This window comes from Micromonospora lacuserhaii, from assembly GCF_036902735.1.
Lineage (GTDB): Bacteria > Actinomycetota > Actinomycetes > Mycobacteriales > Micromonosporaceae > Micromonospora.
Genome location: NZ_JBAKHO010000029.1, coordinates 43985 through 70644 on the forward strand (window position 1 = coordinate 43985; position 26660 = coordinate 70644).

Below are 26660 nucleotides of genomic sequence, written 5' to 3' on the forward strand. Positions count from 1 at the left end.
GACGACCTCAGTCGGCGACGACCAGGGCCTGCGGGGCGGCCTGCTTCATCCGGGTCCGCAGCCACTTCAGCTGGACGGCGGTCTCCCCCTCGCAGGTCCGCACCACCGCCAGCAGCTCCTCGTCGCGGGCGCCGTACGCGGCCTGCCCGACCACCGCCCAGCAGATGTCGCACTCGGCGGCCATCAGGTAGAGGTCCTGGAGGTCGCGCAGCAGCCCGATGCCGCCGGTACGCGTGCCGGAGAAGAGCTCCGAGTGCAGCCGGTCCGGCTCGGCGGGGGCGTCCTCGGCGTACCGGTGGGCGAAGGGAGCCAGCTTCTCCGCGTGCTGGCGGCACTGGGTGGCCAGCTTCTCGCAGGTGTGGAAGACGTCCGGTTCCTCCCGGTGCGCCTGGCCGACCTCGACGAACGCGTCGCCGAGCCGGTTCTGTGCCTTGTGCAGCAGGCCGAGGTAGTGGGCGAGGTGCATCTCAGGCCACCTCCGATCGGGCCTCGGCGGCCGGGCCGCCGACCGTGGCGGGGATGCCGGCGTCGTCCGGCGGGGCGCAGCCGCCCACGGTGGGCGCGGGCGCGGGACGGCCACCGGAGTCGGCTTCCTTCACTACCCGGACCGCGGCCACCTTGAAGATCGGCTGCTTGGAGACCGGGTCCCAGGCGGTGATGGTCAGCTCGTTGGCGGCCCGGGTGTGCCGGTCACCGGCGCCGGCCTTCCCGGGAGCGCCGGGGCCGGGCCCGGCGGGCTCGGCGGCGTCCCAGTAGCCGTAGTGGAAGGGGAGGAAGACCACGCCGGGGCGTACCCCGCAGATCCGGGCCCGGGCCCGGACGGCGCCGCGCGGCGACTCCACCCGGACCTGGTCGCCCTCCCCCACGCCGAGCCGGCGCGCGTCGTCCGGGTTGAGCTCCACCCAGACCTCCGGGGCGGCGTGCTCCAGCTGGGGGGCTCGGCCGGTCTTGGTCCGGGTGTGGAACTGGTAGACCGTGCGACCGGTGGTGAGCAGCATCGGATGCTCGTCGCTCGGCACCTCCGGCGACGGCTGGTACGGCGCCGCGTGCAGGAACGCCCGCCCGGCCGGCTGCTTCGCGCGGTACTCGTCGGGCAGCAGCTCGGCCCCGGTGGCCAGGTCGTGCCCGTACGTCTCGCAGTAGTCCGGGTCGGTGTGGAAGACCCCGTCGGTGTAGAGCCGCTCAGTGCCGTCCGGGTGCTCCTGCGTGCACGGCCACTGGATGCCGCCGCCACGCAGCCGGTCGTAGGTGATCGCGGTGTAGTCGCAGGGCCGCCCGCGGGAGCACTCCTTCCACGCCTCGAACACCTCCTCCGGCCCGGTCCACCGGATCAGCGGGTCGCCGTCGCGGTCCCGGAAGTCCATCCGGCGCGCGTAGTCCAGGAAGATGTCCAGGTCGGCGCGGGCCTCGCCGGGCGGGTCGACCGCCTTCTCCGACAGGTGCACCGTCCGGTCGACGTTGGTGAAGGTGCCGGTCTTCTCGGCCCAGGTCGCGGCGGGCAGCACCACGTCGGCCAGCTCGGCGGTCTCGGTGAGGAAGAGGTCCTGGACGACCAGGAACAGCTCCGGCTTCGTCAGGATCCGCCGGATCCGGGCCAGGTCGGGCAGGGACACGGCCGGGTTGGTGGCCGAGACCCAGAGCAGCTTGATCGAGCCCTGCTCGGCGTACCGGAAGATCTGCATGGCGTGGGTCGGCGGCGACCAGTGCGGGATGGTGTCCACCTCGACGTTCCAGAGCCGGGCCAGGTCGGCGACGTGGTCGGGGTTCTCCCAGTTGCGCAGCCCGGGCAGGTCGCCGTCGGCGCCGCACTCCCGGTTGTTCTGCGCGGTGGGCTGGCCGTTCATCTGGTAGATCCCCGCGCCCGGCCGGCCGATCATGCCGCGCACCAGGTGCAGGTTGTTGACCGCACAGGACGCCGCGGTGGCCTGGTTGGACTGGTAGAAGCCCTGGAGCACGGTGGAGAGCAGCCGGTCGGCGTGGCCGAGCAGCTCGGCGGCCCGCTCGACGTCCCGGGCCGGCAGGTCGCAGATCTCGGCGACCTTCGCCACCGGGTAGTCCTCGACCACCTGGCACAGCTCGTCGAAGCCGACCGTGTGCGCCCGCACGTACGCCTCGTCGTACCAGCCGCGGTGGATCAGCTCGCGGAGCAGGCCGTTGAGCAGGGCCAGGTTGGTGCCGGTGCGGATCGGCAGGTGCAGGTCGGCCTCCCGGGCCACCGGCGTGGCACGCGGGTCGACCGCCAGCATCGCCGGCGGGTTGGGCCCGCGCCGGCGGTCGAGCATCCGGGTCCAGAGCACCGTCTGGGTCTCCGCGACGTTGTGCCCCCAGAGCGCGATCGCGTCGCAGTGGTCCACATCGGTGTACGACCCGGGCTGCCCGTCGGTGCCGAAGCTCGCCTTGAGCGCCGCGGCGGCGGTGGCCGTGCAGAGCCGGGTGTTGCCGTCCATGTGCGGGGTGCCGATGCCGGCCTTCCCGATCACCCCGAGGGTGTAGTACTCCTCGAGGAAGAGCTGGCCACTGGTGTAGAAGCCGAAGTGTCCCCAGCCGCCCGGGCCGTCCAGCAGCTCCTTCGAGCGGGCCACGATCCGGCCCATCGCGGTGTCCCAGTCCGTCTCGACCAGCCGGTCGCCGTCGCGCACCAGCGGGTGGCGCAGCCGGTCCGGGCTGTGGTTGGCCTGCCAGCCGTAGAGGTCCTTGGGGCCGAGCCGACCGTGGTTGACCCGGTCGTCGGCCCGGCCGCGTACCCCGACGATCCGGCCGCCGGCCACCGCGATGTCCATCGCGTCCCCGTTGGAGTGCAGGATCGACGCGCTCGGCACCCAGCGCTCCACATCGGCCTCGGTACGCCCGGTGGCGAGGAAGCTGTCCACCCGTACCGGCCACTCCTCGCCCGGCCCGTACGGCGTGCGCGGACCCCACGGGTCGGCGATCCGGTCCACCATCTCTCAGTCCTCCTCCGACGACGAGCCCCACAGCGGCATCTGGCGGCCGGTGGCTCGGTTGAACAGCAGATCGACGACGGTCACCAGCAGGACCGCGCCGAACGCGATGATCAGTTGGGTGGGGTGTGCAGCAGGCCGAGGCTCACGATCAGCGTGGTCGCGCCGGCCGGCGGGTGCGCGGCGTTCAGCAGCACCAGCACCGCGGCGGTGACGGCGAGGGAGCCCGCGGCGGCGACGATGCGCGGCGCCGACACCCCCTCCACCAGCGCCGACGGGTGATCGGCCAGACCGGTCAGCTCGAGCAGGGCGTACCCGGCGAGCAGCGCCACCAGGTGGCCGATCACGGTGTTGCGCGGCGAGGACTCGGGCTTGCCGGGCTGCTCGACGTGGAGCATGACGGCCGGCCCGAGGCTGGGGAAGAGCCACGGCTGGCGGGTCAGCAGGGCGACCGTGCCGGCCACCACCAGGGCGACCGCGCTGCCGGTGAACGCCCGGGTCGCGGCACCGGCGCGGGGCGGCGTCTCATCGATCTCCGGTGTCATGACGGGTGCTGTACCCCGCCGCCGGTGGTCGAATCGACGCACGCCCCGCCGAACCGGTCAGGCGGTCGGATGCAGCACGCTACGCAGGCAGGCGTCCTGCTTCTTCTCGAAGATCTCGTAGCCGCGCACCCCGTCCTCCAGGGACATCGGGTGGGTGGCCAGGTAACCGGGGTCGATCTCCCCGGCGGCGAGCCGGTCCAGCAGCATCGGGATGTAGCGCTGGGCGTGCATCTGCCCCATCCGCAGCACCAGGGCCTTGTTCATGGCGGCGCCGAGCGGGAACTTGTCGACCAGCCCGCCGTACACGCCGACAATGCTGACCGTGCCACCCTTGCGCGCGGCCATGATGGCCTGCCGGACCGAGGTGGGCCGGTCGGTCTGGAGCCGGGCGGTCTGCTTGGCCTTGTCGTACGCGTAGATCGGGCCGACGTCGTGCGCCTCCATGCCGACCGCGTCGATGCAGGCGTCCGGGCCCCGGCCGGCGGTCATCTCACGCAGCGCCTCCAGCACGTCGGTCTCGGCGTAGTTGACGGTTTCCACGCCGAGCCGGTCGGCGGCGGCGGTGAGCCGCTCCGGCAGCCGGTCGACCATGATGACCCGTTCCGCGCCGAGCAGCTGGGCGGCGCGGGCGGCCATCTGGCCCACCCCGCCGGCGCCCCAGACGGCCACCACCTCGCCACCTTTCAGGCCGCAGAGGTCGGCGGCCATCCAGCCGGTCGGCATGGCGTCGGAGGCGAAGACCGCGGCGTCGTCCGCCACCCCGTCGGGCACCTTGAACGCGCCCACGTCGCCGAACGGCACCCGGATGTACTCGGCGTGGCTGCCGGAGTAGCCGCCGGCGGCGTGCGAGTAGCCGAGGATGCCGGCCGGCGAGTGGCCCCAGAGCTTCTCCGGGATGATCGGCTGCGGGTTGGAGTTGTCGCAGAGCGAGTACTGCTCGGTGCGGCAGTACCAGCAGCCGCCGCAGGCCACCACCGAGCCGACCACCACCCGGTCGCCGACCTTCAGCCGCTGCACGGCGGCCCCGGTCTCCACGACCTCGCCCATGAACTCGTGGCCGAGGATGTCGCCCTCCCGCATCGCCGGCAGGAAGCCGTTGATCAGGTGCAGGTCGGAGCCGCAGACGCTGCTGGCCCGGACCTTGACGACGATGTCGCCCTCGGCGCGGATCCGCGGCTCCGGCACGTCCCGTACCGCGAGCTTGCCGACCCCTTCCCAGCAGAGCGCCCTCACGGCCGTCCTCCCGTCGTCAACGCCTCTCGGACCTTGTCGGTCGCCGCCTCCTGCGCCGGGGTGCGCCCGGACGGGTCGTGCCGGGTCTCGATCATCTGGCCGCACTCGACCAGCGACTTGATCCGGCGCAGCGCGTCGCGCAGGCCCAGGTCCGGGTCGTGGCCGCGGGCCAGGCCGAGCGCCCGGCGCAGCGGCCCGCCCACCCGGTAGCGCAGCTCGGCGCGGATCTCCGTGCCCCGGTCCTGCGGGGCGGGGGCGAGGTCGACGTGGCCCTGCTGCCGGAACGGCCGGTCGGTGACCGCCCAGCTCAGCCGGCCCGGGCCGTCGACGGTGATCTCGGCACGCCACTCGGTGCCGCCCCCGGCCGGGTCGCGGGCCACGCAGCGCCACCGGTTGTCGGCGACCTGTTCCAGGGTGGCCCACTCGGCCAGGGCCCGGTCCAGCCGCTCCCGGTCGGTCCAGAAGCCGATGACGGCGTCCATCGGGCGGTCGACGGTGATCCCGCGCCGCACCACGTACCAGCCGTTCTGCCGGTCGGGCTGGTGGCGGCGGCGCCGGCGGGCCACCACCCGGCCGACCCCGACCGCGGTCACGGTGCTGGCGCCGAGCAGCGCCCACCTCGTTCCGTTGCTGGTCATCACGTCTCCTCCACCCGGGGCCCGGGGATGGACTCCCGCATCCACAGCCGCTACCCGTCGAGACGCCGTCGAAACGCCCCGGTTTGACCGATCCGATCGCGGGCATGCCGGGATCATTACCGAGCAGGGAGCCGTCGATGTCACTCCTCCGCGGCCGAAGCGCCCCCCGTACCGCACCCCGCGCGACCGCCCGCGCCGGTCACCGGCCGTCCGCCCCCGCCGGCGCCCCACCCGGCCGGCTCCCCGTCGAGTACGTCCTGCCGCTGCGCTGGCCGGACGACGAGGGCCTGCCCGAACTGACCGGCTACCTGCGCGACCTCGCCCGGCTGGTCGAGGTGACCGTGGTCGACGGCTCCCCGCCGGAGACCTTCGCCCGGCACGCCGAGGCCTGGCGCGGCCTGGTCCGGCACCTCGCCCCCGACCCGGCGGTCCGCGGGGTCAACGGCAAGGTCCGGGGCGTGCTGACCGGGGTGGCGGCCGCCCGGCACGAGCACGTGGTGATCGCCGACGACGACGTCCGCTACGACGAGGCGGGGCTGCGGGCGGCGCACCGGCTGCTGGGCGCGTTCGACCTGGTCCGCCCGCAGAACTACTTCGACCCGCTGCCCTGGCACGCCTGGTGGGACACCGGCCGGACGCTGCTCAACCGGGCCCTCGCCGCGGACTGGCCGGGTACCTTCGCCGTGCGCCGGAGCACCTTCCAGGCGATGGGCGGCTACGACCCGGACGTGCTCTTCGAGAACCTGGAACTGGTCCGGACGGTGCGGGCGTACGGCGGGACCGAGGTCGCCCCGCCCTGGCTGCACGTACGCCGACTCCCCCCGACCGTCGCGCACTTCCGCGGCCAGCGGGTCCGCCAGGCGTACGACGACCTGGCCCAGCCGGCCCGGCTGCTGGTCTCGCTGGCGGTGCTGCCCGGTGTGGCGGCCGCGGTCGTCACCCGCCGGTCGAGCCTGCTGCTGGCGGCCGCCGCGACGACCGTGGCGCTCGCCGAGCGCGGCCGGCGACGGGCCGGCGGCGCGGCGGTCTTCCCACCGGCGACCGCCCTGGCCGCCCCGCTCTGGCTGCTGGAACGCGGCGTCTGCGCCTGGATCGCGGTCGGTCGCCGACTGACCGGCGGGGTCCCCTACGCCGGCACCCGCGTCCCCCGCCCCGCCACCTCCCCACACACCCTCCGCCACCGCCACTCCCCCCGCCCACGCTGACCCCCTCCCCCGCCCACCCCCGCGATCTTGCACTTTCGGCCCCGGCGAAAAGTTCATAAGCGACATCTCGCGGACCACAACTGCAAGATCGCGGGGGTGGGGCGGGGTGGGGGCGGGGTGGGGCGGGGTGGGGGCGGGGTGGGGGCGGGGTGGGGTGGGGTGGGGGTGGGGTGGGGCGGGGTGGGGGTGGGGTGGGGCGGGGTGGGAAACAGCTCGCGGCCACGTCCCGGCGGATGCCGGGAGTGGCCGCGAGCTGCGGGTACGAGTGGTCCCGATCAGTACCGGACCTGTTCGCGCGACTGCTGCGCCGAGTCCTTGACGTCGTGCGCGGCGGACTTCGTGTCGTTCTTGACCGCGTGCACGGCGCCCTGCGCGGTGGACTTCACCGACTCGGTGGCGTGCTGCGCCGGCTCGCGCAGCTCCTCCTTGAGTTCGCTGGCCACCTCGCTCAGCTTCTCCTTGACGACGCCGCTGTGCTCGCCCGCCTTCTCCTTGACCTGCGTCGCGAGCTCCTGCTCGCGGCGGGTGGCCGGAACCAGCGAGGAGACCAGCATGCCGACGCCGAACGCGATCAGGCCGGCGGCAAGCGGGTTGCCCTCGGACTTCTGCCGGATCAGCTGCGGCGCCCGCTGGGCGGCGTCGCCGACCGTCGACGCGGCCGAGTGGGCCTTGTCGCTGACGGTGGAGGCCGCCGAGGAGGCGTGGCCGCCGGCGGCGTGGGCGGCGTGCCCGGTGCCGTGGCCGAGGTCGGAAGCGGTACCCATAACCTTGTCCCTCACATTCTGCAGCGCGTTGCGCGCCCGCTGCTTACGGTCGTCGACGATCCGGCCGGGGCTGACCTTGTACGCCAGCGCGTCCACGTCGGTGCTGAGGCTGTTGCGGGTGGCCTCGATCTCCCGGCGGATCTGGTCGGGGTCGGTGCTCATCGGGTGACTCCCTCCGGGTGCGGCTTGAGCGCGTCGGGGATCCGCTGCACGCTGTCGTTGGTCTGCTTGAGGCCGCGGATCCGCTCCGCGTTCTTCTTGGCCTTCGAGTAGAGGACTGCGGCGACCACGGCCCAGACGACGGCCACGATCAGCGCGGCCAGGCCCGAGTCCATGACGTTGTCCAGGAACTGCCACACGGCGATGGACACGAACAGCGCCACCATGTAGCCGCCGAAGCCGGCGCCGCCGTAGAAGCCGGCGGCCTTACCCGCCTTCTTCCCCTCCTGGCGGATCTCGGCCTTGGCGAGCTCCACCTCCTGCCGCATCAGGGTGGACAGGTCGGTGGTGACCGACCGCATCAGCTCACCGATGGAGCTGCCCCGCACCTCGTCCGCGGTGTACGGGGCACCTTCGGGGTGGTACCCGGAGTCCAGCCCGGACCCCTGCGTCGGCATGCTCATGCCGCCGCCTCCCTTCGGATGACTCGTACGCTCACGGACGGTTGGTGCCGCTGGACGGAACGCCCGGCAGCGGGTCGGTCTCGCTCACCGGCGGCAGCGGCTGGCCGGTGCCACCCACCGGGTCGGCGTAGCTGGTGGTGGTGCCACGGTCCGGGTAGGCAGCGCCCTGACCGGAGTAGCCCGGGTCCGGCTCGGCGTAGGTGCCGGGGGTCGGGTCCAGGTAGCCGCCCGCCGGGACGGCGTCCGGCATCGCGCGCGGGGCCGGCGGGGTCGGGATGACCGCCGTGGCGTCCGGGTCGGCGTAGCCGTTGGTGCCGGTCGAGCCGTACAGGCCGTGGCTGCCGGTCGAGCTGTCGCCCGCCGAGGTGATGCCCTTGGTCAGCCGGCCGGCGACGACACCCAGCAGGGCCGCGCCGACCAGGAAGGTGCCCGGGTTGCGGCGGGCGTAGGTCTTCACCTCGTTCAGGAGGTCGCCCGGCTCCCGCTCCTCCAGCCAGCCGGCGACGCCGTGCACCCGGTCGGCCGCCTGGTGGGCGAGCTCGGTCACCGGACCGCCCTGGCCGCTCTGCGCCATCGAGCGCACTTCGTCGGCCAGCGAGCGCAGGCCACCGGCGGCCCGGCGCTGCTGCTCCGAGGTCTGGCCGGCGAGCTGGTTGCGGGCCTCGCCGTAGAGGTTGCGCGCCTGGCGCTTGGCCTCGCCGACCACCTCGTGACCCTGCTCCTTGGCGGTCTGCGCGACCGCGCCACCTGCGTTGGCGGCGTCGGAGCCGACCTGGCGGGCCTGGTCCCGGACGCCGCCGCCGTTGCTCTGACCCTGCCCGTACGTGGAAGACGTGGGTGAAAGATCGTAGGTCATGATTTCCCTTCCGCTCGGACATTCGTCGCGGTTGTGCGCTTGGGGGATCCCGCCGACCGTTCAGGTCGGCGTGTCCAGATCCCTACCCCCAGTCGCGGAGTCCATGCCTGATTCGTCATTTCTCTGCGCGACCCACCCGTCCCGGTCACACAATGGAGGGTCGTCCGGCCCCGGCCGACAACCGCAGCACGGAGGTGACATCGATGGCGCGTGACGCGCGTGGACGCGCCGCGGCCGGACCGAAGCCGCGGATCCGGATGGTGGCCGCCGCGGTCGCCGCGGTGTTCGTCGCCATCGGTGTGCTCGGCTTCATCCCGGGGATCACCACCGGCTACGGCGACCTGACCTTCGTCGGTCACCACTCGGGGGCGAAGCTGCTCGGCCTGTTCCAGGTGTCGGTCCTGCACAACCTGCTGCACCTGCTCTTCGGCCTGGCCGGCCTGGTGCTGGCCCGTTCGGTCGGCGGCGCCCGCCTCTTCCTGGCCGGCGGCGGCGCCGCCTACCTGGGACTCTGGCTCTACGGCTTCGCCATCGACCGGGAGAGTGCGGCGAACTTCATCCCGATCAACGACGCGGACAACTGGCTGCACCTGGCGCTCGGCTTCGGCATGCTCGCGACCGGCCTGCTGCTCTCCAACGACGCGGGCACCGGCGGCCGGCTGGACACCCCGATCGACCGCCCCTGATCACATGGCACCTCGTGCGAGCTGCGCAGATGGCCCGGACTGTCGGAGTTTGACCAGGCAGCGGCCGGGGCATCGGAATCATTGCCAGGCACTGACGAGGAGGTCGTGATGCCCCGCTGGATCCGCACCAACGCGCTGACTGCCGCGATGCTGGGCGCGTTCGTCGTCTTCCTCGTCCTGCAGAGCATCTTCGGCTGGCAGACCCACAACGAGGAGCTGTCCGAGTACGGCGCACAACCGCTGAGCTGGCTGGCGTACCTCGGCAGCGGCCACTTCGCCGAGTCCGTCTTCGAGAACTGGGAGTCGGAGTTCCTCCAGATGGGCGGCTACGTGCTGCTCACCGCGTACCTGGTGCAGAAGGGCTCGGCCGAGTCCAAGCCGGAGGACCAGACCGACCGCCCCGAGGACGACGCGCGCCGGGCCAAGCCCGACTCCCCCTGGCCGGTCCGCGCCGGCGGGCTGCCGCTGGCGGTCTACCGCAACAGCCTCTCCCTGGCCCTGCTGCTGATCTTCCTCGGCTCGTTCGTCGGCCACCTGCTCGGCGGGGTCGTCGAGTACAACGAGGAGCAGGCGTTGCAGAGCGGCGCCGCCCCCATCAGCGCCTGGCAGTTCCTCGGCACCAGCGACTTCTGGTTCCAGTCGATGCAGAACTGGCAGAGCGAGTTCCTGGCCGTCGGGACGCTGATCGTGCTGAGCATCTTCCTGCGCCAGCACGCCTCGCCGGAGTCCAAGCCGGTCACCGCCGCGCACGCCGAGACCGGCGCCTGACTCCCGACGGGGCCGGCAGGAGCGCGGCTCAGGCCGCGACCGGCAGCCGCTTGGCGAAGCAGACGCTGTACGGGTTGTCGACGTACTCGCCGTACACCGGGATCGGCTGGTAGCCGCAGGACGTGTAGAGGCCGATCGCGGCCGGCAGGTAGCTCCCCGTCTCCAGGCGGAGCACCGAGTGCCCGCGCCGGAACGCCAACTCCTCCAGCGCGCCGAGCAACTGCCGGGCGATGCCCCGCCCCCGGTACGCCGGCCGGACGTACATCCGCTTCAGCTCGCCGGTCCCGGCGTCTAGCGCCTGGACCCCGCCGCAGGCCACCGCCCGGCCGGCGAGCACCACCGCGAGGTAGTGGATGTCGTCCTGGGTGACGGTGGCCTGGCCGTCCAGACCGCCGTCTGCCTCGCGCAACTCCCGCTGCTGGGCGACGACCAGGGCGCCGATCTCCGGGTCGTCAGCGGGACGGGACTCGATCAGCATCACCCCACGCTAGATCGCGCCGATTTCGCGGAGGTTTCCGGCGACCGACCCGGGCCGGGCCGGAATGGCCTATTCCCAGTCCTCGTCGTCGTCCGACACGTCGGCGTCCAGGCCGCCGGCCTCGATCTCGCCCTCGCCGTCGGGGCGCACCCGGCGCGCCTTGCGGGCGGCCAGCCGCTCGGCCGCTGAGAGGCGGTTCGACTTCTCCTCCAACCGGACGTCGGTGCCCCGGTTGCCCGGGACGAAGTCGACGCCCGCGTAGAGGGTGGGCTGCCAGTCGAACTCGCGCTCGCCGATGCGCACCAGGTCGCCCGGCTTGGCGCCGGCCTTGGCCAGCTTCTCCTCCACGCCGAGGCGGGCCAGCCGGTCGGCCAGGAAGCCGACCGCCTCGTCGTTGTCGAAGTTCGTCTGGCGGACCCAGCGCTCCGGGCGGGTGCCCCGGACGGTGAAGGAGCCGTCGGCCTCGGTCTCGATGGTGAAGCCGGCGTCGTCGACCGCCCTCGGGCGGATCACGATCCGGGTCGGCTCGGCCGGCGGCGCGGCCTTGCGGGACTGGTCGACCAGCTCCGCCATCGCGTACATGAGCTCCTTGAGCCCCTCGCGGGTGGCGGCGGAGACGTCGAACACCCGGAAGCCGCGCTCCTCCAGGTCGGGTCGGACGATGTCGGCGAGGTCCTGCCCGTCCGGCACGTCGACCTTGTTCAGCGCGACCAGGCGGGGCCGGTCGGCGAGGCCGCCGTACTCGGCCAGCTCGGCCTCGATGGTGTCGATGTCGGCGAGCGGGTCCCGGCCGGGCTCCAGCGTCGCGGTGTCGACCACGTGCACCAGCACGGCGCAGCGCTCGACGTGGCGGAGGAACTCCAGCCCCAGCCCCCTGCCGGTGGCCGCGCCCGGGATCAGGCCCGGCACGTCGGCGACGGTGAAGGTGTGGTTGTCGACCCGGACCACGCCCAGGTTCGGCACCAGGGTGGTGAACGGGTAGTCGGCGATCTTCGGCTTGGCGGCGGAGATCACCGAGATCAGCGACGACTTGCCAGCGGACGGGAAGCCCACCAGGCCGACGTCGGCGACGCTCTTGAGCTCCAGCACCACGTCCAGCCGGTCGCCGGGCTCGCCCAGCTCGGCGAAGCCGGGGGCCTTGCGCCGGGCGTTGGCCAGCGAGGCGTTGCCCCGGCCGCCCCGGCCGCCACGGGCCGCCTCGAAGGTGGTGCCCGCGCCGACCAGGTCGGCCAGCACCTCGCCGTCGAGGGTCTGCACGACGGTGCCGTTCGGCACCTTGATCACCAGGTCGTGGCCGTTGGCCCCGTCCCGGTTCGAGCCCGCGCCGCCCTTGCCGTTGTCGGCCTTGAGGTGCGGACGGAAGTGGAAGTCGAGCAGTGTGGTCACCTGCGGGTCGACCACCAGCGACACGCTGCCGCCGTGCCCGCCGTTGCCCCCGTCGGGGCCGCCGAAGGGCTTGAACTTCTCCCGGTGGATGGAGACACAGCCGTGCCCGCCGTCGCCGGCCTGCATGTGCAGGACGACCCGGTCAACGAACGTCGTCACGACGCCAATCCTTCCAGCGGGGTACGCCCCGCAAGCGAAAAAGACGAAGCGGGCCGGGACTCGAGGTCCGCGGCCCGCTTCGCTGGAGCACTACTGCTGCGGCACGATGCTTACGGTCTTGCGACCACGCTTGGTGCCGAACTGGACCGCACCGGCGGACAGCGCGAAGAGCGTATCGTCCCCGCCGCGGCCGACCAGGTCACCGGGGTGGAACTTGGTGCCACGCTGACGGATGAGGATCTCACCCGCGCTGACGACCTGACCACCGAAGCGCTTCACGCCGAGTCGCTGGGCCGCGGAGTCACGACCGTTACGCGAGCTGGACGCACCCTTTTTGTGAGCCATTGGAGGACGACCTACTTCCCGCTGGAGATGCCGGTCACCTTGACCTGGGTCAGCGGCTGGCGGTGACCCTGGCGCTTGTGGTAGCCGGTCTTGTTCTTGAACTTGTGGATCCGGATCTTCGGGCCCTTGGTGTGCGCGGCGATCTCGCCGGACACCGCGACCGAGGCAAGCTTTGCCGCGTCGGTCACCAGGTCGTCACCGTCGACGAGGAGCACCGCGGTGAGCTTCACCGCGTCGCCGGGGGCACCGGCGAGCTTCTCGACCTCGATCACGTCGCCCTCGGCGACCTTGTACTGCTTGCCGCCGGTCTTGACGATCGCGTACATCGGAGGCGGACTCCCTGTCGTTGAGGCTGCTGGCGGTCGTTCCCACGGCGACTCGCCGGGTAGCAGTGACACCGGCGGCGCGGGCACGCGGGAACTCGGCACACCAAAGTGCGCCGCAGGAAAGGGTACGCCATGGACCGGCCGACTCCCAAACCGGGCCCGCCGACAACGCCGCCGGTCAGCGGGCGCAGAGCTGGTCGAGGCGCTGCTGGAGCCGGTCCAGCTCGGTCTCGTCGATCGACTCGACGTCGGTGCCGAGCATGCCGACCTCGGTGGCCAGGTCCGCCAGCAGGGTCTTCAGCTGCGGGTCGGTGGCCCGGGCGGCCTCCCCGCGCAGCGTCGTACGCCAGGTGGTCAACGCGGCTTCGGCCCGCTTCCGGGCGGTTTCCGCCCCCGTGCTGTCGTTCGCCCCGACCGCCGCGATCATCTTGCCCAGTTCCTCGACGTACGTCCGGACGGCCGTCGACGAGGCCTGCTCGGCCTCCGCACAGATCCGGGGCCCGTTGCCGCCGGCCGGGGAGCCGCTGACGGGCACCGACGGGACGACGGTGGGCAGGGCGGACGCGCCGAGGGGCGGGGCGGACGACGCCCGGCCGGGGGTGTCGCCCGTCCGGTCGTCGGAACAGCCGGTCAACAGGACGGCGGTCACCACGGTGGCGGCGAGCAGGCGGCGCATGGGTCTTCTCCTAGCCGGGGGGTGACCGATCGTAGCCCCGGCCCGGGAGACGCGGCAGGGCCCCTCCCACCGGCACGATCGCCGGGGAAGGGGCCCTGCTGGACGTCGGGCGCTCAGCGCCTCACGGCCGGGTCCGCCGACGGGCGCCGCCACGGCGGGAGCGGCGCCGGCCGGTGCCGCCCTCGCCGCTCTCCTCCTCGGAGTCGCCGATCGCGTCCGGGTCGTCCGACCCGGCCAGCCGGGCGGACTCGCCCTCCTGGGCGTCGGAGACCGCCGGGGCGGCGGCGGTGTCCGCCTCGTACCGGGACAGGTCGTAGCCCATGGTGTCGTGGTACTCGGCGTCGGTGGCCGGGTCGGCCTGCTCCGGGCTCTCCGTGGTCTCGACCACGGTGCGCTCGGCGGGCACCGCGCCCTTGCGGGCCCGGCGCCGGGACGACGCGCCGCCCACGGGCTGCTCGGCGGCCGGGGCGGTGACCGCGGCGGCGACCGCCTTGACCTTCTCCGCCGGGCCGCCGGTGCGCGGCTTCTCCGGCACCGGCTCGGTGTGGATGACCACACCCCGACCCTTGCAGCACTCGCAGGGCTCGCTGAACGCCTCCAGCAGGCCCGCGCCGATCCGCTTGCGGGTCATCTGCACCAGGCCGAGCGAGGTGATCTCGGTGACCTGGTGCTTGGTCCGGTCCCGGCCGAGGCACTCGGTCAGCCGGCGCAGCACCAGCTCACGGTTGGACTCCAGCACCATGTCGATGAAGTCGATCACCACGATGCCGCCGATGTCGCGCAGCCGCAGCTGGCGGACGATCTCCTCGGCCGCCTCCAGGTTGTTGCGGGTGACCGTCTCCTCGAGGTTGCCCCCGGAGCCGGTGTACTTGCCGGTGTTGACGTCGACGACGGTCATCGCCTCGGTCCGGTCGATCACCAGCGAACCACCGGAGGGCAGGAAGACCTTGCGGTCCAACCCCTTGATGATCTGCTCGTCGATCCGGTACTCGGCGAACACGTCGCTCGTGCCGACGTGCCGGCGCAGCCGGGCGACCAGGTCCGGCGAGACGTGCGACAGGTACGACTCGACCATGTCGTACGACTGCTCGCCCTCGATGACCAGGTCGCGGAAGTCCTCGTTGAACAGGTCCCGGACGACCCGGATGACCAGGTCGGGCTCCTCGTAGAGCAGCACCGGGGCACCGCCCTCGGCCGCCTTGGCCTGGATGTCCTCCCACTGCGCCTGGAGCCGCTTGACGTCGCGGGCCAGCTCGTCCTCGGTGGCGCCCTCGGCGGCCGTCCGGACGATCACGCCGGCGCCGTCCGGCACCAGCTTCTTCAGCACGTCGCGCAGCCGCTTGCGCTCGTTGTCCGGCAGCTTGCGGCTGATGCCGGAGGCGTTGCCGTTGGGCACGTAGACCAGGTGCCGGCCGGAGAGCGCGATGTGGCTGGTCAGCCGGGCGCCCTTGTGCCCGATCGGGTCCTTGGTCACCTGCACCAGCACCGAGTCGCCGGAGCGCAGCGCCTGCTCGATCGAGCGGGCCCGCCCCTCCAGGCCGGTGGTGTCCCAGTTGACCTCACCGGCGTAGAGCACGGCGTTGCGGCCGCGCCCGATGTCGACGAAGGCCGCCTCCATGCTCGGCAGGACGTTCTGCACCTTGCCGAGGTAGACGTTGCCGGCCATGGTGGCCGACGAGTTGCGGGTGACGTAGTGCTCGACCAGCACGCCGTCCTCGAGGACGGCGATCTGGGTCCGGTCACCGCGCTGGCGCACGGCCATCACCCGGTCGACCGCCTCCCGGCGGGCCAGGAACTCCGACTCGCTCAGGATCGGCGGGCGGGTACGGCGCTGCTCGCGGCCGTCCCGGCGGCGCTGCCGCTTGGCCTCCAGCCGGGTCGAGCCGGAGACGCCCTGCACCTCGTCGACGGCCCGGCGCGGCTCGCGGATCTTGACCACGGTGGGCACGCCGTCCTCGACGGCCCCCTCGACCTCACCGGCGCCCCGGCGGCGGCGACGGCGCCGGCGGCGGGTCATCCCGTCGCCCTCGCCCTCTTCCTCCTCGGGTTCCTCGGCCTCGCCGGCCTCGGCCTCCGCCTCGGCGGTCTCCTCGGCCTCGTCGTCCTCGGTGTCGTCGGCGCCGCCCTTGCCGCGACCGCGGCCCCGGCGCCCGCGACGACGCCGGCGGCGAGCGGCGGCGGCCTCGTCCTCGTCCTCTTCCTCGGCGCCCTCCTCGGCCTCGCCGGTGGGCTCCTCCTCCTCGGCCTCGACCGGCTCGGCGGCCTCGACCGGCTCGACCTCCCGGCGGGCCCGCCGGCGACGCCGGCCGGTCTCGGCCGGCTCCTCGGCGACCGGCTCCGCGGCCGGGCCGGGCTCGACCACCCGGAAGGTGGGCAGCTCCTCCGGCTGCGGGGCCATGAAGAGCACGGTGGGCGCGGCGATGGTGGCCCGCCGGCGCCGGGTGCGCGGTGCGGGCTCGGTCACCTCGGCCTGCTCGCCACCGGGCACGGCGACACCGGGCGGAACCTCGCCGGAGCGGCTCTCGGCGCCGGAGGCGGCGACCCCCGGCTCGGGGGTCGTGGGCTCGGCGGCCGTGGACTCGGCGGCGGGCTGCGCGGGCCGGTCGGCCACGGTCGGCTCGGTGGGCGCCGCCGCCTCGACGGCGGGCTCCTCCTCCTCGGCCTCGACCGGCTCGGCCGCCGGGGCGGCGGGCTCGACCGGCGTCTCGGCCGCGACCCCCACCGGCTCGGCGGGGGTCTCCGCGGCCGGCTCGGCCGCCGCGGGGGCCGCCTTCTTCCGGCGGGTACGGGTCACCTTGACGGGCGGTACGACCTCGCCGGGGGCCTCCTCGGCCTCGGCGGCGACCACCGGCTCCTCGGCCGCCTTCGCGGGGGTGGCCTTACGCCGGCGACGGGTGGTCTTCGGCGCGGTGTCCAGTTCACCGGCGACCGGGGCCAGCACCTCGGCCTGGTGCGTCTCGTCGGTGGCCGACACCGAGCCGGCCGGCGCCTCGGCGGGCGCCTCGACCTGCTCCGGCTGGTTCAGTGGGGCCGCCGCCCGGCGCCGGGTGGTGCGCCGACGGGTCGGCGCGGCCTCCGGGGTGGTGCCGTCGGCGGTGCTGTCGGCGGTGTCGCCGGCCGGCTGTGAACCGGTCCGTTCGCCGCCCTCGGGCTCGTTCTCGAGCATGGACGTTCTCCAGTTCTGGCTGCCCCGGGCGCGGGTGAGCGCTGCCACGCAGGGTTGCCGCGAAAGTGTTTCCGCCGATCGCGCGAGGTGCGCGACCGCCGAAGTCTGCCTGCCAGAGCACTGACGTGGGTCAGTGCTCTCCGATGGGTGCCCCGCCGCGGTCCGCGTCCAACGGATCCACAATCTCGCCCTGCGCGGTCAACGTGCCCTGAGCCAGCCGGATCACCCTGGGGGGAACCGGCGGCTCCAGGTCGGCCACCACGCGAAGGCCGGAAAGGACGTCATCGGGCCGTACGGACGGGGTGACCTGCCGCACGACCAGTTCGAGTATCGCACACGACACGCCCGGGTCCCCGGAAGGCGTCTCCGTCGGCAGCAGCACATCGATGCGCATGACGGCCGCCCGCGCGTCGAAGGTGCGCCGGCCCTGCTTGGTCATCCGCTCGACCTGCACCTCGTCCGCGGCGACGAAGGCGGAAACCGCCCGTTCCAGGACGGCCTGGTCGACCTCGGGCAGCTCGATCCGCCAGTGCGACGCCTCGATCCGGTCGGCGAGGCTGCCGCCGGCGGCCACCACCGCGTCCAGCACGTCCAGCCCGGGCGAGAGCGCGGCGTCCAACGCGGCGCGCAACTGCTCCGGGTCGACGACCGCCTGGAGGCCGATCTCCAGGTACTCCGCCTCGCTGGCCACCCCGGTGGGAGCGGCGCTGGCGTAGGAGATCTTCGGGTGCGGGGTGAAGCCCTGCGAGAAGGCGACCGGTATGCCGCCCCGGCGCAGCGCGCGCTCGAAGGCCCGGGCGAAGTCCCGGTGCGAGGTGAACCGCAGCGGTCCCCGCTTGGCGTACCGGATCCGGATCCGCTGGACGACGGGCGCCTGCCCGCCCTCCGGCTGTGGTTTCCTGCTGATCGTCGTGCTCCTTGCTCGGGTTCTGTCGCTGCCGTTCCCGCCGGGCCCGGTGCGGGCCGGGAAACGGTCAGCCGTCGCGGCGCCAGAGCGCCCAGTGCTGTTCGGCGTTCCCGCCGACGCGGTGGAAGCCGTACTTCGTGCCGTTCCAGTCCCAGCGGTGCCGTTCGTCCTTCGGGTCGGGATACCAGCGGGCGATCACCACCTGCGCCGACGCGGGCGGCACCGACACGAAGTTCGGCACGGCCGTCCAGGTGATCTCGTGCTCGTGGTTGAGCCGGATCCCCAGGTGGTACGCGGTGCTGGTGGCCACCCGCTCGCCGTCGCGCAGGCCCAGCGACGTCAGCGACGGGCTGGGCTTCAACAGGACGCTGTACGGGTGCAGCACCCGGACGGTGAGCAGGCCCATCATCACCAGGTTGCCGGCGACGGCGAGCGCCAGCACCGGCTGCCAGCCCCAGCGCAGGCGGCACAGCAGCACGATGGCGGTCCCACCGACGAGCGCGATGGCGGTGCCCAGCAGCGGCCGGATCCCGGCCCAACCGGCGGTCATCGCCATCAGGTCGGGCGCCGCGAAGACGCCGTAGCGCAGCGGCGAACCGTGCCGCTGCTCCAGGGCGACCCGCCAGGCGACGAAGCCGCCACCGGCGGCGGTCAGCGCGGCGGCCGCCAGCCAGCCGGTGAGCAGGGCCCGCCGGCGGGCGGCGAAGACGACCGCCAGGCCGAAGACCAGCCACAGCGGCGCGAAGGCGTGGATGTAGCGGGCGTACACCGCGTCCCGGCTGGCCGACGGGACCCCGACCAGGATCAGGGCGCAGCCCAGCGCGACGCCGAGGGTGGCGGCCAGCGCGGCGACCGCCATCCAGCGGCGGGCCGGGTCGACCGAACGGCGGGTGATCAGCCGGACGGCGGAGAACCAGCCCAGCGCCGCCATCCCGCAGGTGATCGTCAGCACGTACCAGAGCTGGGTGGTGAGGCTGGCCAGCACGAACCCGGCGCCCTTGGCGCTGAGCAGCGCGTCGACGGTGCTCCCGCCCGGGCTGGCGCCGGCCAGCAGCAGCTTGTCGCCGAGCAGGGCGATCAGCACCTGGTTCCCCACCACGGCGGCGGCCACGGTGGCGAGGGCGACCGCCAGCGGGCGCCAGCCCAGCCGGCGGCGCACCGCCCAGACCAGCACCACGCCGACGTGCACGGCGAGGATGACCACCCCACGGACGTGGATCAGGTAGTACGCGCCTGCGGCGGCCGTGGCGCCGAACGCCGCGAGCATCCGCTCCGGGCGGCGCAGCCAGAGGGCCAGCAGGAGGATCCAGGCGACCGTGAGCGCGGCGAGCACCGAGTCGGTCAGCGCCATGAGGGAGTAGAAGATGGTGGCCGGCATGGTGGCGGCGACGGCGGCGACCGCCAGGGCCCGGCCGCGCGGCATCGCCAGAACCCGGGTGCCCAGCAGGTAGGCCAGCGGCAGCAGCGCTGAGTTGACCAGCGCGTTGATCACCCGGACCAGCCCGTAGCTGACGGTGAAGGAGTGCTCGCCGAGGAAGGCCGGCGAGATCAGCAACTGGTACCCGGCCCGGCGCAGGGCCCCGTTCTCCGAGCTGAAGCCGCCCGGACCGCCCGCGAAGACCCGCGCGGCGTTGAGGTAGCTGTCCTCGTCGGTGTGCGCGATGGGGACGACGACCGAGTGGGACAGCCACACCCGCCACGCCACGCTGGCCAGGTAGCCCAGCACCAGGAGCACGACGACGAGGCGTCGGGACGGGCCGCTACGGCGCCGCGGCTCGTCCCCGTCGTCCGTCACCGACGGTCGTGCGTCAATGTCCTGCTCCGTACCGGTCTGCAGCACCAGCGTCCCCCACGATCGCCACGCGGCCAGTTCTCGGCACCGCTCACACCGTCGGACGCGGGGCGTCCGACGCCGGCGGGCCGACGTCGGACACGGTAGCGGACCGACCTGGTGTCATCGCACCCCGTGGCGCGACGCCCCGCCGGGCCGTGTGCGGCGGGGCTTGCGGCGACGTCAGGCCGTGGACGCCGCCGTCGCGGGCGGCACCTTGAGGCCGCCGCCGTTGACCGGGGTCAGCGGAAGCAGCTTCCGACCGGTCGGGCCGATCTGGATCTCGGTGTCCATGGACGGGCAGACACCGCAGTCGAAGCACGGGGTCCACCGGCAGTCGTCCTGCTCGTACTCCGACAGCGAGTCCTGCCAGTCCTGCCAGAGCCAGTCCTTGTCCAGGCCGGAGTCGAGGTGGTCCCAGGGCAGGACCTCCAGCTCGTCGCGCTCCCGGGTGGTGTACCAGTCGAGGTCCACGCCGAAGGTCGGCAGCACCTCGGTGGCGGCCTCCACCCAGCGCTGGTACGAGAAGTGCTCGCTCCAGCCGTCGAACCGGCCGCCGTTCTCCCAGACCTTGTGGATCACCGCGCCGACCCGCCGGTCACCGCGGCTGAGCAGGCCCTCGATCAGCGACGGCTCGCCGTCGTGGTAGCGGAAGCCGATCGCCCGACCCAGCGAGCGGTCGGAGTTGATGGCCTGCTTGAGCAGCCGGAGCCGGTGGTCGATGACCTCCGGCCGCGCAATCGGGGCCCACTGGAACGGGGTGTGCGGCTTCGGCACGAACCCGCCGATGGAGACCGTGCAACGGATGTCCTTGGACCCGGTGGCGGCCCGGCCGGCCTTGATGACCTCGTGCGCCATGTCCGCGATCTCGAGGACGTCCTCGTCGGTCTCGGTGGGCAGGCCGCACATGAAGTAGAGCTTCACCTGCCGCCAGCCGTTGGTGTACGCGGTGACAACGGTGCGGATGAGGTCTTCCTTCGACACCATCTTGTTGATCACCTTGCGGATCCGCTCCGACCCGCCCTCGGGGGCGAAGGTCAGACCGGTGCGCCGACCGTTGCGGGACAGCTCCTGGGCCAGGTCGATGTTGAACGCGTCCACCCGGGTCGACGGCAGCGAGAGCGAGACGTTGGTGCCCTCGTACTGCTGGGCGAGGCCGGAGCACATGTCGCCGATCTCGGAGTGGTCGGCCGACGACAGGGACAGCAGGCCGACCTCGTGGAAGCCGGAGAACTCCAGGCCGTCGCGGACCATCTGGCCGACCGTGGTGATCGAGCGCTCCCGGACCGGCCGGGTGATCATGCCGGCCTGGCAGAACCGGCAGCCGCGGGTGCAGCCCCGGAAGATCTCCACCGCGTACCGCTCGTGCACCGTCTCGGCGAGCGGGACCAGGGGCTTCTTCGGGTACGGCCAGGCGTCCAGGTCCATCGTGGTGCGCTTGTGCACCCGGAACGGCACGTCCGGGCGGTTCGGCACGACCCGCTGGATCCGGCCGTCGGGCAGGTAGTCGACGTCGTAGAAGCGCGGAACGTAGACGCTCTCGGTGCGGGCCAGCCGCAGCAGCAGCTCGTCCCGGCCGCCCGGCGAGCCCTCCGCCTTCCACTCCCGGACGATCGTGGTGATCTCCAGGACCGCCTCCTCGCCGTCGCCCAGCACCGCGGCGTCGATGAAGTCGGCGATCGGCTCCGGGTTGAACGCGGCGTGGCCTCCGGCCACGATCACCGGGTCGGCGTCGGTGCGGTCGGCGGCGAGCATCGGGATGCCAGCGAGGTCGATCGCGGTGAGCAGGTTGGTGTAGCCCAGCTCGGTGGAGAAGGAGATGCCGAACACGTCGAACGCACGCACCGCGCGGTGCGCGTCGACGGTGAACTGCGGCACGCCGTGGGCGCGCATCAGCTTCTCCAGGTCGGGCCAGACCGCGTAGGTGCGCTCGGCGAGCACGTCGGGCAGCTCGTTGAGGACCTCGTAGAGGATCTGCACGCCCTGGTTGGGCAGGCCGACCTCGTACGCGTCGGGGTACATCAGCGCCCACCGGACGGTCGCCGCGTCCCAGTCCTTGACCACCGCGCCCAACTCGCCACCGACGTACTGGATGGGCTTGGTCACCTGGGGCAGCAGCGGCTCCAGCCGGGGCCAGACGGAAATGGCCGCGGCGTCGCGCGGCGTCGTGGACGGGGCACTCATGATGCCCAAGGGTACGCGCCCGCCGGCCGGACACCGCACGCGCCGCAGGGGTGGCCGGCGGTGTTCCGCCGGTCCACCGGCGGATTGGTCGGTGGTGGCGCGCCGGTACTAACCTCGCTAGCGGCGCGAGAGGAGATTGCCGCGATGCCGGAGCCGCAGCCGGGTACCGACCGGCCGGCCGACGGGAGCACCCCGGTCCCCGACCGGGAGCAGGATCCGGCGGTCACCCACGACGAGCCCACCGACTCCCCCGTACCCCCTAACCCGCACGACGCCCCCGGGCCCGACCCGGACGGCCCGGCGGGCGGGGGGCCCGCGGAGGCCCCGGCGGGCGGTAGGCCCGCGGACGCCCCGCCGGAGCCGCCGGCGCCGCGCTGGAGCGGTTCGGCCGCCGTTCCGCCCCCGCCGCCGCGCCAGCGCGCCTGGGGTGAGTCGGCCGAGCCGACCCCCGTGCCGCCGCCCGCTCCGCACGAGCTGCCCGAGCACCGCACCCCGGTCGACCCGTGGGCGGGCGTGGACACCGGCGGCTGGGAGCTGAACCATCCGGACCTGACCCCGCTGCCGCCCACGCGGCCCTACCCCGTGCCGCCGATGACCCGGCCCTACCCGGCCCCGATCGGCCAGCAGCCGGGCGCCGGCCAGCCGGTGCCCCCGCCCACGCCACCGGCCCGGCCGGTGTCGCCGCCCCCTCCCCCGCCACCGCCGGTGCCGGCAAGGCCGCCGAAGCAGCGCCGCGGCCGTCCCGAGCCGGTCACCCCGCCGCCGGGGTGGCAGGCCCCTCGGGGGTACGTCCCGGTGCCTGTGCGCCGCCGGCGTCGCTGGCCGTGGGTGCTGCTGCTGACCCTGCTCTGCTGCTGCGGCTGCCCGGCCTGGTTCGGCAAGCCGATGTGGGAGCAGTACCCGGCCGACGCCGCGCTGCCCGGCGAGGTGGCCGACCTGACGCTGCGCAGCGACGCCCGCAGCGAGGCGACCGCGAATCGGCTGAAGACCCGGGTACGCGAGGCCAATCTGCTCGCCGAGGACGTCTTCGCCGGGGTCTACGGCACTCCGGACGGCAAGCTGGTGACCGTCTTCGGCGGCACCGGCTTCCGGTTCGACCCGGAGTCGGGCGCGAAGGACGAGCTGACCCGGCTCACCGACACGTACCGGCTGGGCGAGGCGCAACCGGTCGACACCGGCGTCCGCGGCCGGTACGAGCGCTGCGCGGTGGGCGTCGTGGACGACGGCGACGTGGTGGTCTGCACCTCGGTCGACTACGGCAGCGTCACGACCGCGGTCTTCACCCGGCTCTCGGTCGACGACAGCGCGCGCCTGCTGGCCACCCTGCGGGAGCAGATCATCACGCAGGGGCAGCACTGAGGCTCGAGAGTCTGTCGCCTTCAGACCACCCGGACGTGCACAATTAGGACATGTCGCGGCGGTGGCTCTTCGCCGATCAGCTGGGGCCGCACTTCCTCGACGACCGGCGCCAGCCGGTCCTGCTGATCGAGTCGAAGGCGGTCTTCCGCCGTCGCGCCTACCACCGGCAGAAGGCGCACCTGGTCCTCTCCGCGCTGCGCCACCGCGCCGCCGAGCTCGGCGACCAGGCCCGCTTCCTGCGCACCGAGACGTACGGGGAGGCGCTGCGGAAGGTCCCTGAACCGCTGGAGGTGTGCCACCCCACCTCACGGCGGGCGCTGGACTTCGTGCGCCGGCAGCGGGACGTGACCGTGCTGGCCGCCCGCGGCTTCCCGACCAGCCAGGCGGACTTCGCCGACTGGGCCGACGAGCGCCGCGGGGCGCTGCGGATGGAGGCGTTCTACCGGTTCGCGCGGGAGCACCACGGCGTGCTGATGGCGGGGACCGAACCGGTCGGCGGCCGGTGGAGCCTGGACACCGAGAACCGGGAACCCCCGCCGAAGGGAACGGACCGGCTCGACGTCCCGCCGCCGCCGATGCCAAGGGAGGACGACATCGACGCCGAGGTCCGGGCCGACCTGGACCGCTGGGAGCGGGAGGGGATCCGGTTCGTCGGCCGGGACGGGCCACGCCGCTTCCCGGCCACCACGAAGGAGGCCAGGACCCGGCTGCGGCACTTCCTCCGGCACCGGCTGCCGGCGTTCGGCCCGTACGAGGACGCGATGCTGGCCGGTGACCCGTGGATGGCGCACAGTCTGCTGTCGTCCTCGTTCAACCTCGGTCTGCTCGACCCGATGGAAGCGGTCCGCGGCGCCGAACAGGCGTACCGGAAGGACGGCGTGCCGCTGCCCAGCGTGGAGGGCTTCGTCCGGCAGATCCTCGGCTGGCGGGACTTCGTCTGGCACCTGTACTGGTACTTCGACCCCGGCTGGCAGGGCGACAACGCGCTGGCCGCCCGGCGGCCCGTACCGCCCTGGTGGAACGGCCTGGACGCCGACGCGGTCGACGCGCACTGCCTCTCCGACCTGCTCGCCGGGGTACGCGACCACGGCTGGGTGCACCACATCCCCCGGCTGATGGTGCTCGGCAACTACGCCCTCCAGCGCGGCTGGCGCCCCGCCGAGCTGGTGGAGTTCTTCCACACCAGCTTCGTCGACGGCTACGAGTGGGTGATGACCGCCAACGTGATCGGCATGAGCCAGTACGCCGACCTGGGCCGGATGACCACCAAGCCGTACGTCGCCGGCGGCGCCTACATCAACCGGATGAGCGACTACTGCGGCGGCTGCCGGTACGACCCGAGGAAGCGGCTCGGCGAGGACGCCTGCCCGTTCACCGCCGGCTACTGGTCGTTCCTCGCCCGCAACCGGGATCGGATCCCGAGCAACGCCCGGATGGCCCGCGCCATGAAGCAGCTGGACCGCCTCACCGACGTCGACGCGGTGATCGCCCAGGAGAAGCGGCGCGGCGACGACCCGCCGTGAGACCGGTCAGGCGGACGCCTCGCCCGGCGTCTCCTCGCCCCGCCGGGGCGCGTAGCGCGGCACGTACTCCTGGCCGGTGAGCTTCTGGATCTCGGCCATCAGCTCGTCGGTCATCTGGCGCAGCGACGTCCGGTCGTCGGGCCGGCCGGTGAAGTCCAGCGGCTTGCCGAACCGTACGGTGATCTTGGCGCGGCCCGGTCGGGGCACCCGGGTGCCGATCGGCTGGGCCTGGTCCGTGCCGGTCATGCCGACCGGGATGATGGGCACGCCGGCCGCCACCGCCAGCCGGGCCGCCCCGGTACGCCCCCGGTAGAGCCGGCCGTCCGGCGAGCGGGTCCCCTCGGGGTAGACGGCCACCAGGTCGCCGCCGCGCAGCGCCGGAATGGCGGCGTCGAAGGCGGAGAGTGCCGCCCGGCCACCGGCCCGCTCGACCGGGATGGCCCCCAGACCGGTGAGCACGAACTTGGACAGGGCGCCCTTCGGCCCGGTGCCCGTGAAGTACTCCGACTTCGCCCAGAAGGCCAGGTGCCGCGGGACCACGGTGCCGAGGAACAGCTCGTCGGCGACCGAGAGGTGGTTGCCCGCGAAGATCGCGCCGCCGGTCTCCGGGATGTGCTCCAGCCCCTCCACGGTCGGACGGAAGGCCAACCGCAGCGCGGGCGCCACAGTGAGCTTGCCGATGGTGTAGAGCAGCGGCACTGGTCCTCCGGCGGTCGTACGTTGAACAGGCGGTGTCACGGTAGCGGACGCCACCGGGTCCACGTCAGGGCGGTGGCGGCGGTCCACCCGGTGGCCCGGGCCGTCCTGGCTGGTCCGAAGGGCCTACCCACCACCCGACGGCCGTCACCGCCCACACCCGCTCCGGCTCCCGGCACCGCGGCCGGGTCTCCGGGCCCGACCCACGTCGATGCGGCTTGACCTGCGCTCCTCACTGGCCCAGACTCGCCCGAGTGCGCGCACTCAGCCATACCGATTTCCTCGCGATGCGTCGCTTCGAGGCGCTGGACGGGCTCCGAGCCATCGCCGCGGTGATCGTCGTGGCCTTCCACTTCGGCGGTCCCCGCTGGGCCTGGACGTCCGGCTGGATCGGGGTGCACCTGTTCTTCGTGCTCTCCGGGTTCCTGATCACTACCCTGCTGCTGCGTGAGGAGAGCGCCCGGCGCCGGGTCTCGCTACGCGGGTTCTACCTGCGGCGGTTCTTCCGGATCCTGCCGGTCTACTTCGTGGTGCTCGCCGCCACCTGGGCGCTGGCCCACGTCAACGGCACCGGCCAGCGGGTCGCCGCTTCCATGCCGCACTACCTGCTCATGCTCAACGAGTTCGCGCCCACCCCGGCGTTCCTGCACTCCTGGACGATCGCGATCGAGCAGAAGTTCTACCTGGTCTGGCCGCTGCTGGCCTTCGTGCTGGTGTCCGGGGCGTTCTACCGGCGGCTGGCGATCACCGGGGTCGCCGTCGCCACCCTGCTCGCCCTGATCCCGGTCTTCACCGCCTGGCCGTACTGGCCGACCCAGTACATCGTGATCCTGGTCGGCTGCGCCCTGGCGATCGTCATGCACGACCGCCGCTCGTACGCGCTGATCCGCCCGCTGACCCACCCGGTCACCGCGGTCGTCGTGGTGGTGGCCTTCGTCGCGCTGCACCTGTCGCTGCCGTACTGGCCGCCGGCGGCGGACGGGCACAACGACGTTCGGGTGCTGAGCTACGCGGTGGGCGCGGCCCTGCTGCTGCCCGCCCTGCTGAACCGCAGCATCCCGGCCCGGCTGCTGGCGCTGCGGCCGATGGCGTTCGTCGGTGAGCGGTCGTACTCGCTCTATCTGGTGCAGTACCTCGCGGCGGCCACCGTGGCCGGGCTCGCGCCGTCGGTGCCGCGCGGCACCACCTACTTCCTCGCCACGGTGCTGATCGGCCTGCTCGCCGCCGACCTGCTGTTCCGCTGGGTGGAGCAGCCGATGATCCAGGTGGGGCGCCGGCTGGCGCAGCGCCGCCGCACGGAGGGCGTCGAGCCGCCGCCGCGCACCATGCCGGACGGCCGCGCCGGCGCGGAGCCGCCGCCGCCCACC

Annotated in this window: 24 protein-coding genes; 6 read left to right on the forward strand and 18 right to left on the reverse strand. The window is 73.3% G+C overall.

Going from position 1 to position 26660, the window contains the following annotated elements:
• Positions 1-7: 7 nt before the first annotated feature.
• From V6U81_RS18590 to V6U81_RS18610, 5 genes are all read right to left on the reverse strand, one after another.
• Positions 8-466, reverse strand: a complete 459-nt coding sequence (locus V6U81_RS18590; protein ID WP_334490964.1) for a hypothetical protein — start codon at positions 464-466, stop codon at positions 8-10.
• A 1-nt stretch (position 467) separates the two neighbouring features.
• Positions 468-2942, reverse strand: coding sequence for a molybdopterin oxidoreductase family protein (locus tag V6U81_RS18595; RefSeq protein WP_334490965.1), 2475 nt, complete (start codon positions 2940-2942; stop codon positions 468-470).
• Between the two features lie 110 nt (positions 2943-3052).
• Positions 3053-3484 carry an HPP family protein gene (locus tag V6U81_RS18600; RefSeq protein ID WP_334490966.1) on the reverse strand — a complete coding sequence of 144 codons (432 nt, stop codon included), beginning with the start codon at positions 3482-3484 and terminating at the stop codon, positions 3053-3055.
• 57 nt (positions 3485-3541) lie between these two features.
• Positions 3542-4717 carry a zinc-dependent alcohol dehydrogenase gene (locus V6U81_RS18605; RefSeq protein ID WP_334490967.1) on the reverse strand — a complete coding sequence of 392 codons (1176 nt, stop codon included), beginning with the start codon at positions 4715-4717 and terminating at the stop codon, positions 3542-3544.
• Positions 4714-5355, reverse strand: a complete 642-nt coding sequence (locus tag V6U81_RS18610) for an SRPBCC family protein (RefSeq protein WP_334490968.1) — start codon at positions 5353-5355, stop codon at positions 4714-4716. Before V6U81_RS18610 ends, V6U81_RS18605 begins: the two co-directional genes overlap by 4 nt.
• Positions 5356-5492: 137 nt before the next feature.
• Here V6U81_RS18610 and V6U81_RS18615 point away from each other — a divergent pair, with 137 nt between their 5' ends.
• Positions 5493-6560, forward strand: a complete 1068-nt coding sequence (locus tag V6U81_RS18615; protein WP_334490969.1) for a glycosyltransferase family 2 protein — start codon at positions 5493-5495, stop codon at positions 6558-6560.
• Between the two features lie 275 nt (positions 6561-6835).
• Here the strand turns inward: V6U81_RS18615 and V6U81_RS18620 are convergent, their stop codons facing one another.
• From V6U81_RS18620 to V6U81_RS18630, 3 genes are read right to left on the reverse strand one after another with little or no spacing between them, the layout of a single operon-like run.
• On the reverse strand, positions 6836-7486 hold the full coding sequence (locus tag V6U81_RS18620; protein WP_334490970.1) for a DUF3618 domain-containing protein: 651 nt from the start codon (positions 7484-7486) through the stop codon (positions 6836-6838).
• On the reverse strand, positions 7483-7947 hold the full coding sequence (locus V6U81_RS18625; protein WP_334490972.1) for a phage holin family protein: 465 nt from the start codon (positions 7945-7947) through the stop codon (positions 7483-7485). Before V6U81_RS18625 ends, V6U81_RS18620 begins: the two co-directional genes overlap by 4 nt.
• Before the next feature lie 31 nt (positions 7948-7978).
• Positions 7979-8803, reverse strand: a complete 825-nt coding sequence (locus V6U81_RS18630; protein WP_334490974.1) for a hypothetical protein — start codon at positions 8801-8803, stop codon at positions 7979-7981.
• A 203-nt stretch (positions 8804-9006) separates the two neighbouring features.
• Here V6U81_RS18630 and V6U81_RS18635 point away from each other — a divergent pair, with 203 nt between their 5' ends.
• Together V6U81_RS18635 and V6U81_RS18640 are read left to right on the forward strand one after the other, a co-directional pair.
• A complete protein-coding gene (locus tag V6U81_RS18635; RefSeq protein ID WP_334490975.1) occupies positions 9007-9489 on the forward strand; it encodes a DUF4383 domain-containing protein in 483 nt (160 codons plus the stop codon).
• 108 nt (positions 9490-9597) lie between these two features.
• Positions 9598-10257, forward strand: a complete 660-nt coding sequence (locus V6U81_RS18640; RefSeq protein ID WP_334490976.1) for a DUF6766 family protein — start codon at positions 9598-9600, stop codon at positions 10255-10257.
• 28 nt (positions 10258-10285) lie between these two features.
• On the opposite strand, the gene V6U81_RS18645 is transcribed toward V6U81_RS18640, so the two are convergent.
• The 9 genes from V6U81_RS18645 to V6U81_RS18685 form a co-directional block, all read right to left on the reverse strand.
• Entirely contained in the window at positions 10286-10735 is a 450-nt protein-coding gene (locus V6U81_RS18645; protein ID WP_334490978.1) for a GNAT family N-acetyltransferase, read from the reverse strand.
• A 69-nt stretch (positions 10736-10804) separates the two neighbouring features.
• Positions 10805-12280, reverse strand: a complete 1476-nt coding sequence (obgE, locus tag V6U81_RS18650) for a GTPase ObgE (protein WP_334490980.1) — start codon at positions 12278-12280, stop codon at positions 10805-10807.
• Between the two features lie 90 nt (positions 12281-12370).
• Positions 12371-12625: a 50S ribosomal protein L27 gene (gene rpmA / locus V6U81_RS18655; RefSeq protein WP_088960747.1), complete on the reverse strand. Its 255-nt coding sequence runs from the start codon at positions 12623-12625 to the stop codon at positions 12371-12373.
• An 11-nt stretch (positions 12626-12636) separates the two neighbouring features.
• Positions 12637-12951 carry a 50S ribosomal protein L21 gene (rplU, locus tag V6U81_RS18660; RefSeq protein WP_088960746.1) on the reverse strand — a complete coding sequence of 105 codons (315 nt, stop codon included), beginning with the start codon at positions 12949-12951 and terminating at the stop codon, positions 12637-12639.
• A gap of 178 nt (positions 12952-13129) precedes the next feature.
• Positions 13130-13627: a hypothetical protein gene (locus tag V6U81_RS18665; protein WP_334490983.1), complete on the reverse strand. Its 498-nt coding sequence runs from the start codon at positions 13625-13627 to the stop codon at positions 13130-13132.
• A 121-nt stretch (positions 13628-13748) separates the two neighbouring features.
• Positions 13749-16793, reverse strand: coding sequence for an Rne/Rng family ribonuclease (locus V6U81_RS18670; RefSeq protein ID WP_334490985.1), 3045 nt, complete (start codon positions 16791-16793; stop codon positions 13749-13751).
• A 130-nt stretch (positions 16794-16923) separates the two neighbouring features.
• Positions 16924-17643, reverse strand: a complete 720-nt coding sequence (locus V6U81_RS18675) for a TIGR03936 family radical SAM-associated protein (protein ID WP_334490999.1) — start codon at positions 17641-17643, stop codon at positions 16924-16926.
• A gap of 124 nt (positions 17644-17767) precedes the next feature.
• Positions 17768-19495, reverse strand: a complete 1728-nt coding sequence (locus tag V6U81_RS18680; RefSeq protein WP_334490987.1) for a hypothetical protein — start codon at positions 19493-19495, stop codon at positions 17768-17770.
• A 219-nt stretch (positions 19496-19714) separates the two neighbouring features.
• Positions 19715-21715 (reverse strand): TIGR03960 family B12-binding radical SAM protein, encoded by a 2001-nt coding sequence (locus V6U81_RS18685; RefSeq protein ID WP_334490990.1) that lies wholly within the window; start codon positions 21713-21715, stop codon positions 19715-19717.
• A gap of 144 nt (positions 21716-21859) precedes the next feature.
• Here V6U81_RS18685 and V6U81_RS18690 point away from each other — a divergent pair, with 144 nt between their 5' ends.
• Together V6U81_RS18690 and V6U81_RS18695 are read left to right on the forward strand one after the other, a co-directional pair.
• Complete coding sequence (locus V6U81_RS18690; protein WP_334490992.1) at positions 21860-23074, forward strand: hypothetical protein; 1215 nt, start codon at positions 21860-21862, stop codon at positions 23072-23074.
• 50 nt (positions 23075-23124) lie between these two features.
• Positions 23125-24597 (forward strand): cryptochrome/photolyase family protein, encoded by a 1473-nt coding sequence (locus V6U81_RS18695; RefSeq protein ID WP_334490994.1) that lies wholly within the window; start codon positions 23125-23127, stop codon positions 24595-24597.
• A 6-nt stretch (positions 24598-24603) separates the two neighbouring features.
• Here V6U81_RS18695 and V6U81_RS18700 read toward each other — a convergent pair whose 3' ends face one another.
• Positions 24604-25296 carry a lysophospholipid acyltransferase family protein gene (locus tag V6U81_RS18700; protein ID WP_334490995.1) on the reverse strand — a complete coding sequence of 231 codons (693 nt, stop codon included), beginning with the start codon at positions 25294-25296 and terminating at the stop codon, positions 24604-24606.
• Between the two features lie 251 nt (positions 25297-25547).
• On the opposite strand from V6U81_RS18700, the gene V6U81_RS18705 reads away from it, so the two are divergent.
• A partial coding sequence (locus V6U81_RS18705) for an acyltransferase family protein (RefSeq protein WP_334490996.1) occupies positions 25548-26660 on the forward strand: 1113 nt, incomplete at its 3' end.

Coding starts and splice junctions, on each gene's coding strand:
- V6U81_RS18685 (WP_334490990.1), bottom strand. CDS start 21,715: ATGAGTGCCCCGTCCACGACGCCGCGCGACGCCGCGGCCATTTCCGTC.
- V6U81_RS18645 (WP_334490978.1), bottom strand. CDS start 10,735: ATGCTGATCGAGTCCCGTCCCGCTGACGACCCGGAGATCGGCGCCCTG.
- V6U81_RS18665 (WP_334490983.1), bottom strand. CDS start 13,627: ATGCGCCGCCTGCTCGCCGCCACCGTGGTGACCGCCGTCCTGTTGACC.
- V6U81_RS18620 (WP_334490970.1), bottom strand. CDS start 7,486: ATGAGCACCGACCCCGACCAGATCCGCCGGGAGATCGAGGCCACCCGC.
- V6U81_RS18615 (WP_334490969.1), top strand. CDS start 5,493: ATGTCACTCCTCCGCGGCCGAAGCGCCCCCCGTACCGCACCCCGCGCG.
- V6U81_RS18625 (WP_334490972.1), bottom strand. CDS start 7,947: ATGAGCATGCCGACGCAGGGGTCCGGGCTGGACTCCGGGTACCACCCC.
- rplU (WP_088960746.1), bottom strand. CDS start 12,951: ATGTACGCGATCGTCAAGACCGGCGGCAAGCAGTACAAGGTCGCCGAG.
- V6U81_RS18610 (WP_334490968.1), bottom strand. CDS start 5,355: ATGACCAGCAACGGAACGAGGTGGGCGCTGCTCGGCGCCAGCACCGTG.
- V6U81_RS18670 (WP_334490985.1), bottom strand. CDS start 16,793: ATGCTCGAGAACGAGCCCGAGGGCGGCGAACGGACCGGTTCACAGCCG.
- V6U81_RS18635 (WP_334490975.1), top strand. CDS start 9,007: ATGGCGCGTGACGCGCGTGGACGCGCCGCGGCCGGACCGAAGCCGCGG.
- V6U81_RS18630 (WP_334490974.1), bottom strand. CDS start 8,803: ATGACCTACGATCTTTCACCCACGTCTTCCACGTACGGGCAGGGTCAG.
- V6U81_RS18600 (WP_334490966.1), bottom strand. CDS start 3,484: ATGACACCGGAGATCGATGAGACGCCGCCCCGCGCCGGTGCCGCGACC.
- V6U81_RS18640 (WP_334490976.1), top strand. CDS start 9,598: ATGCCCCGCTGGATCCGCACCAACGCGCTGACTGCCGCGATGCTGGGC.
- V6U81_RS18590 (WP_334490964.1), bottom strand. CDS start 466: ATGCACCTCGCCCACTACCTCGGCCTGCTGCACAAGGCACAGAACCGG.
- rpmA (WP_088960747.1), bottom strand. CDS start 12,625: ATGGCTCACAAAAAGGGTGCGTCCAGCTCGCGTAACGGTCGTGACTCC.
- V6U81_RS18690 (WP_334490992.1), top strand. CDS start 21,860: ATGCCGGAGCCGCAGCCGGGTACCGACCGGCCGGCCGACGGGAGCACC.
- V6U81_RS18595 (WP_334490965.1), bottom strand. CDS start 2,942: ATGGTGGACCGGATCGCCGACCCGTGGGGTCCGCGCACGCCGTACGGG.
- V6U81_RS18695 (WP_334490994.1), top strand. CDS start 23,125: ATGTCGCGGCGGTGGCTCTTCGCCGATCAGCTGGGGCCGCACTTCCTC.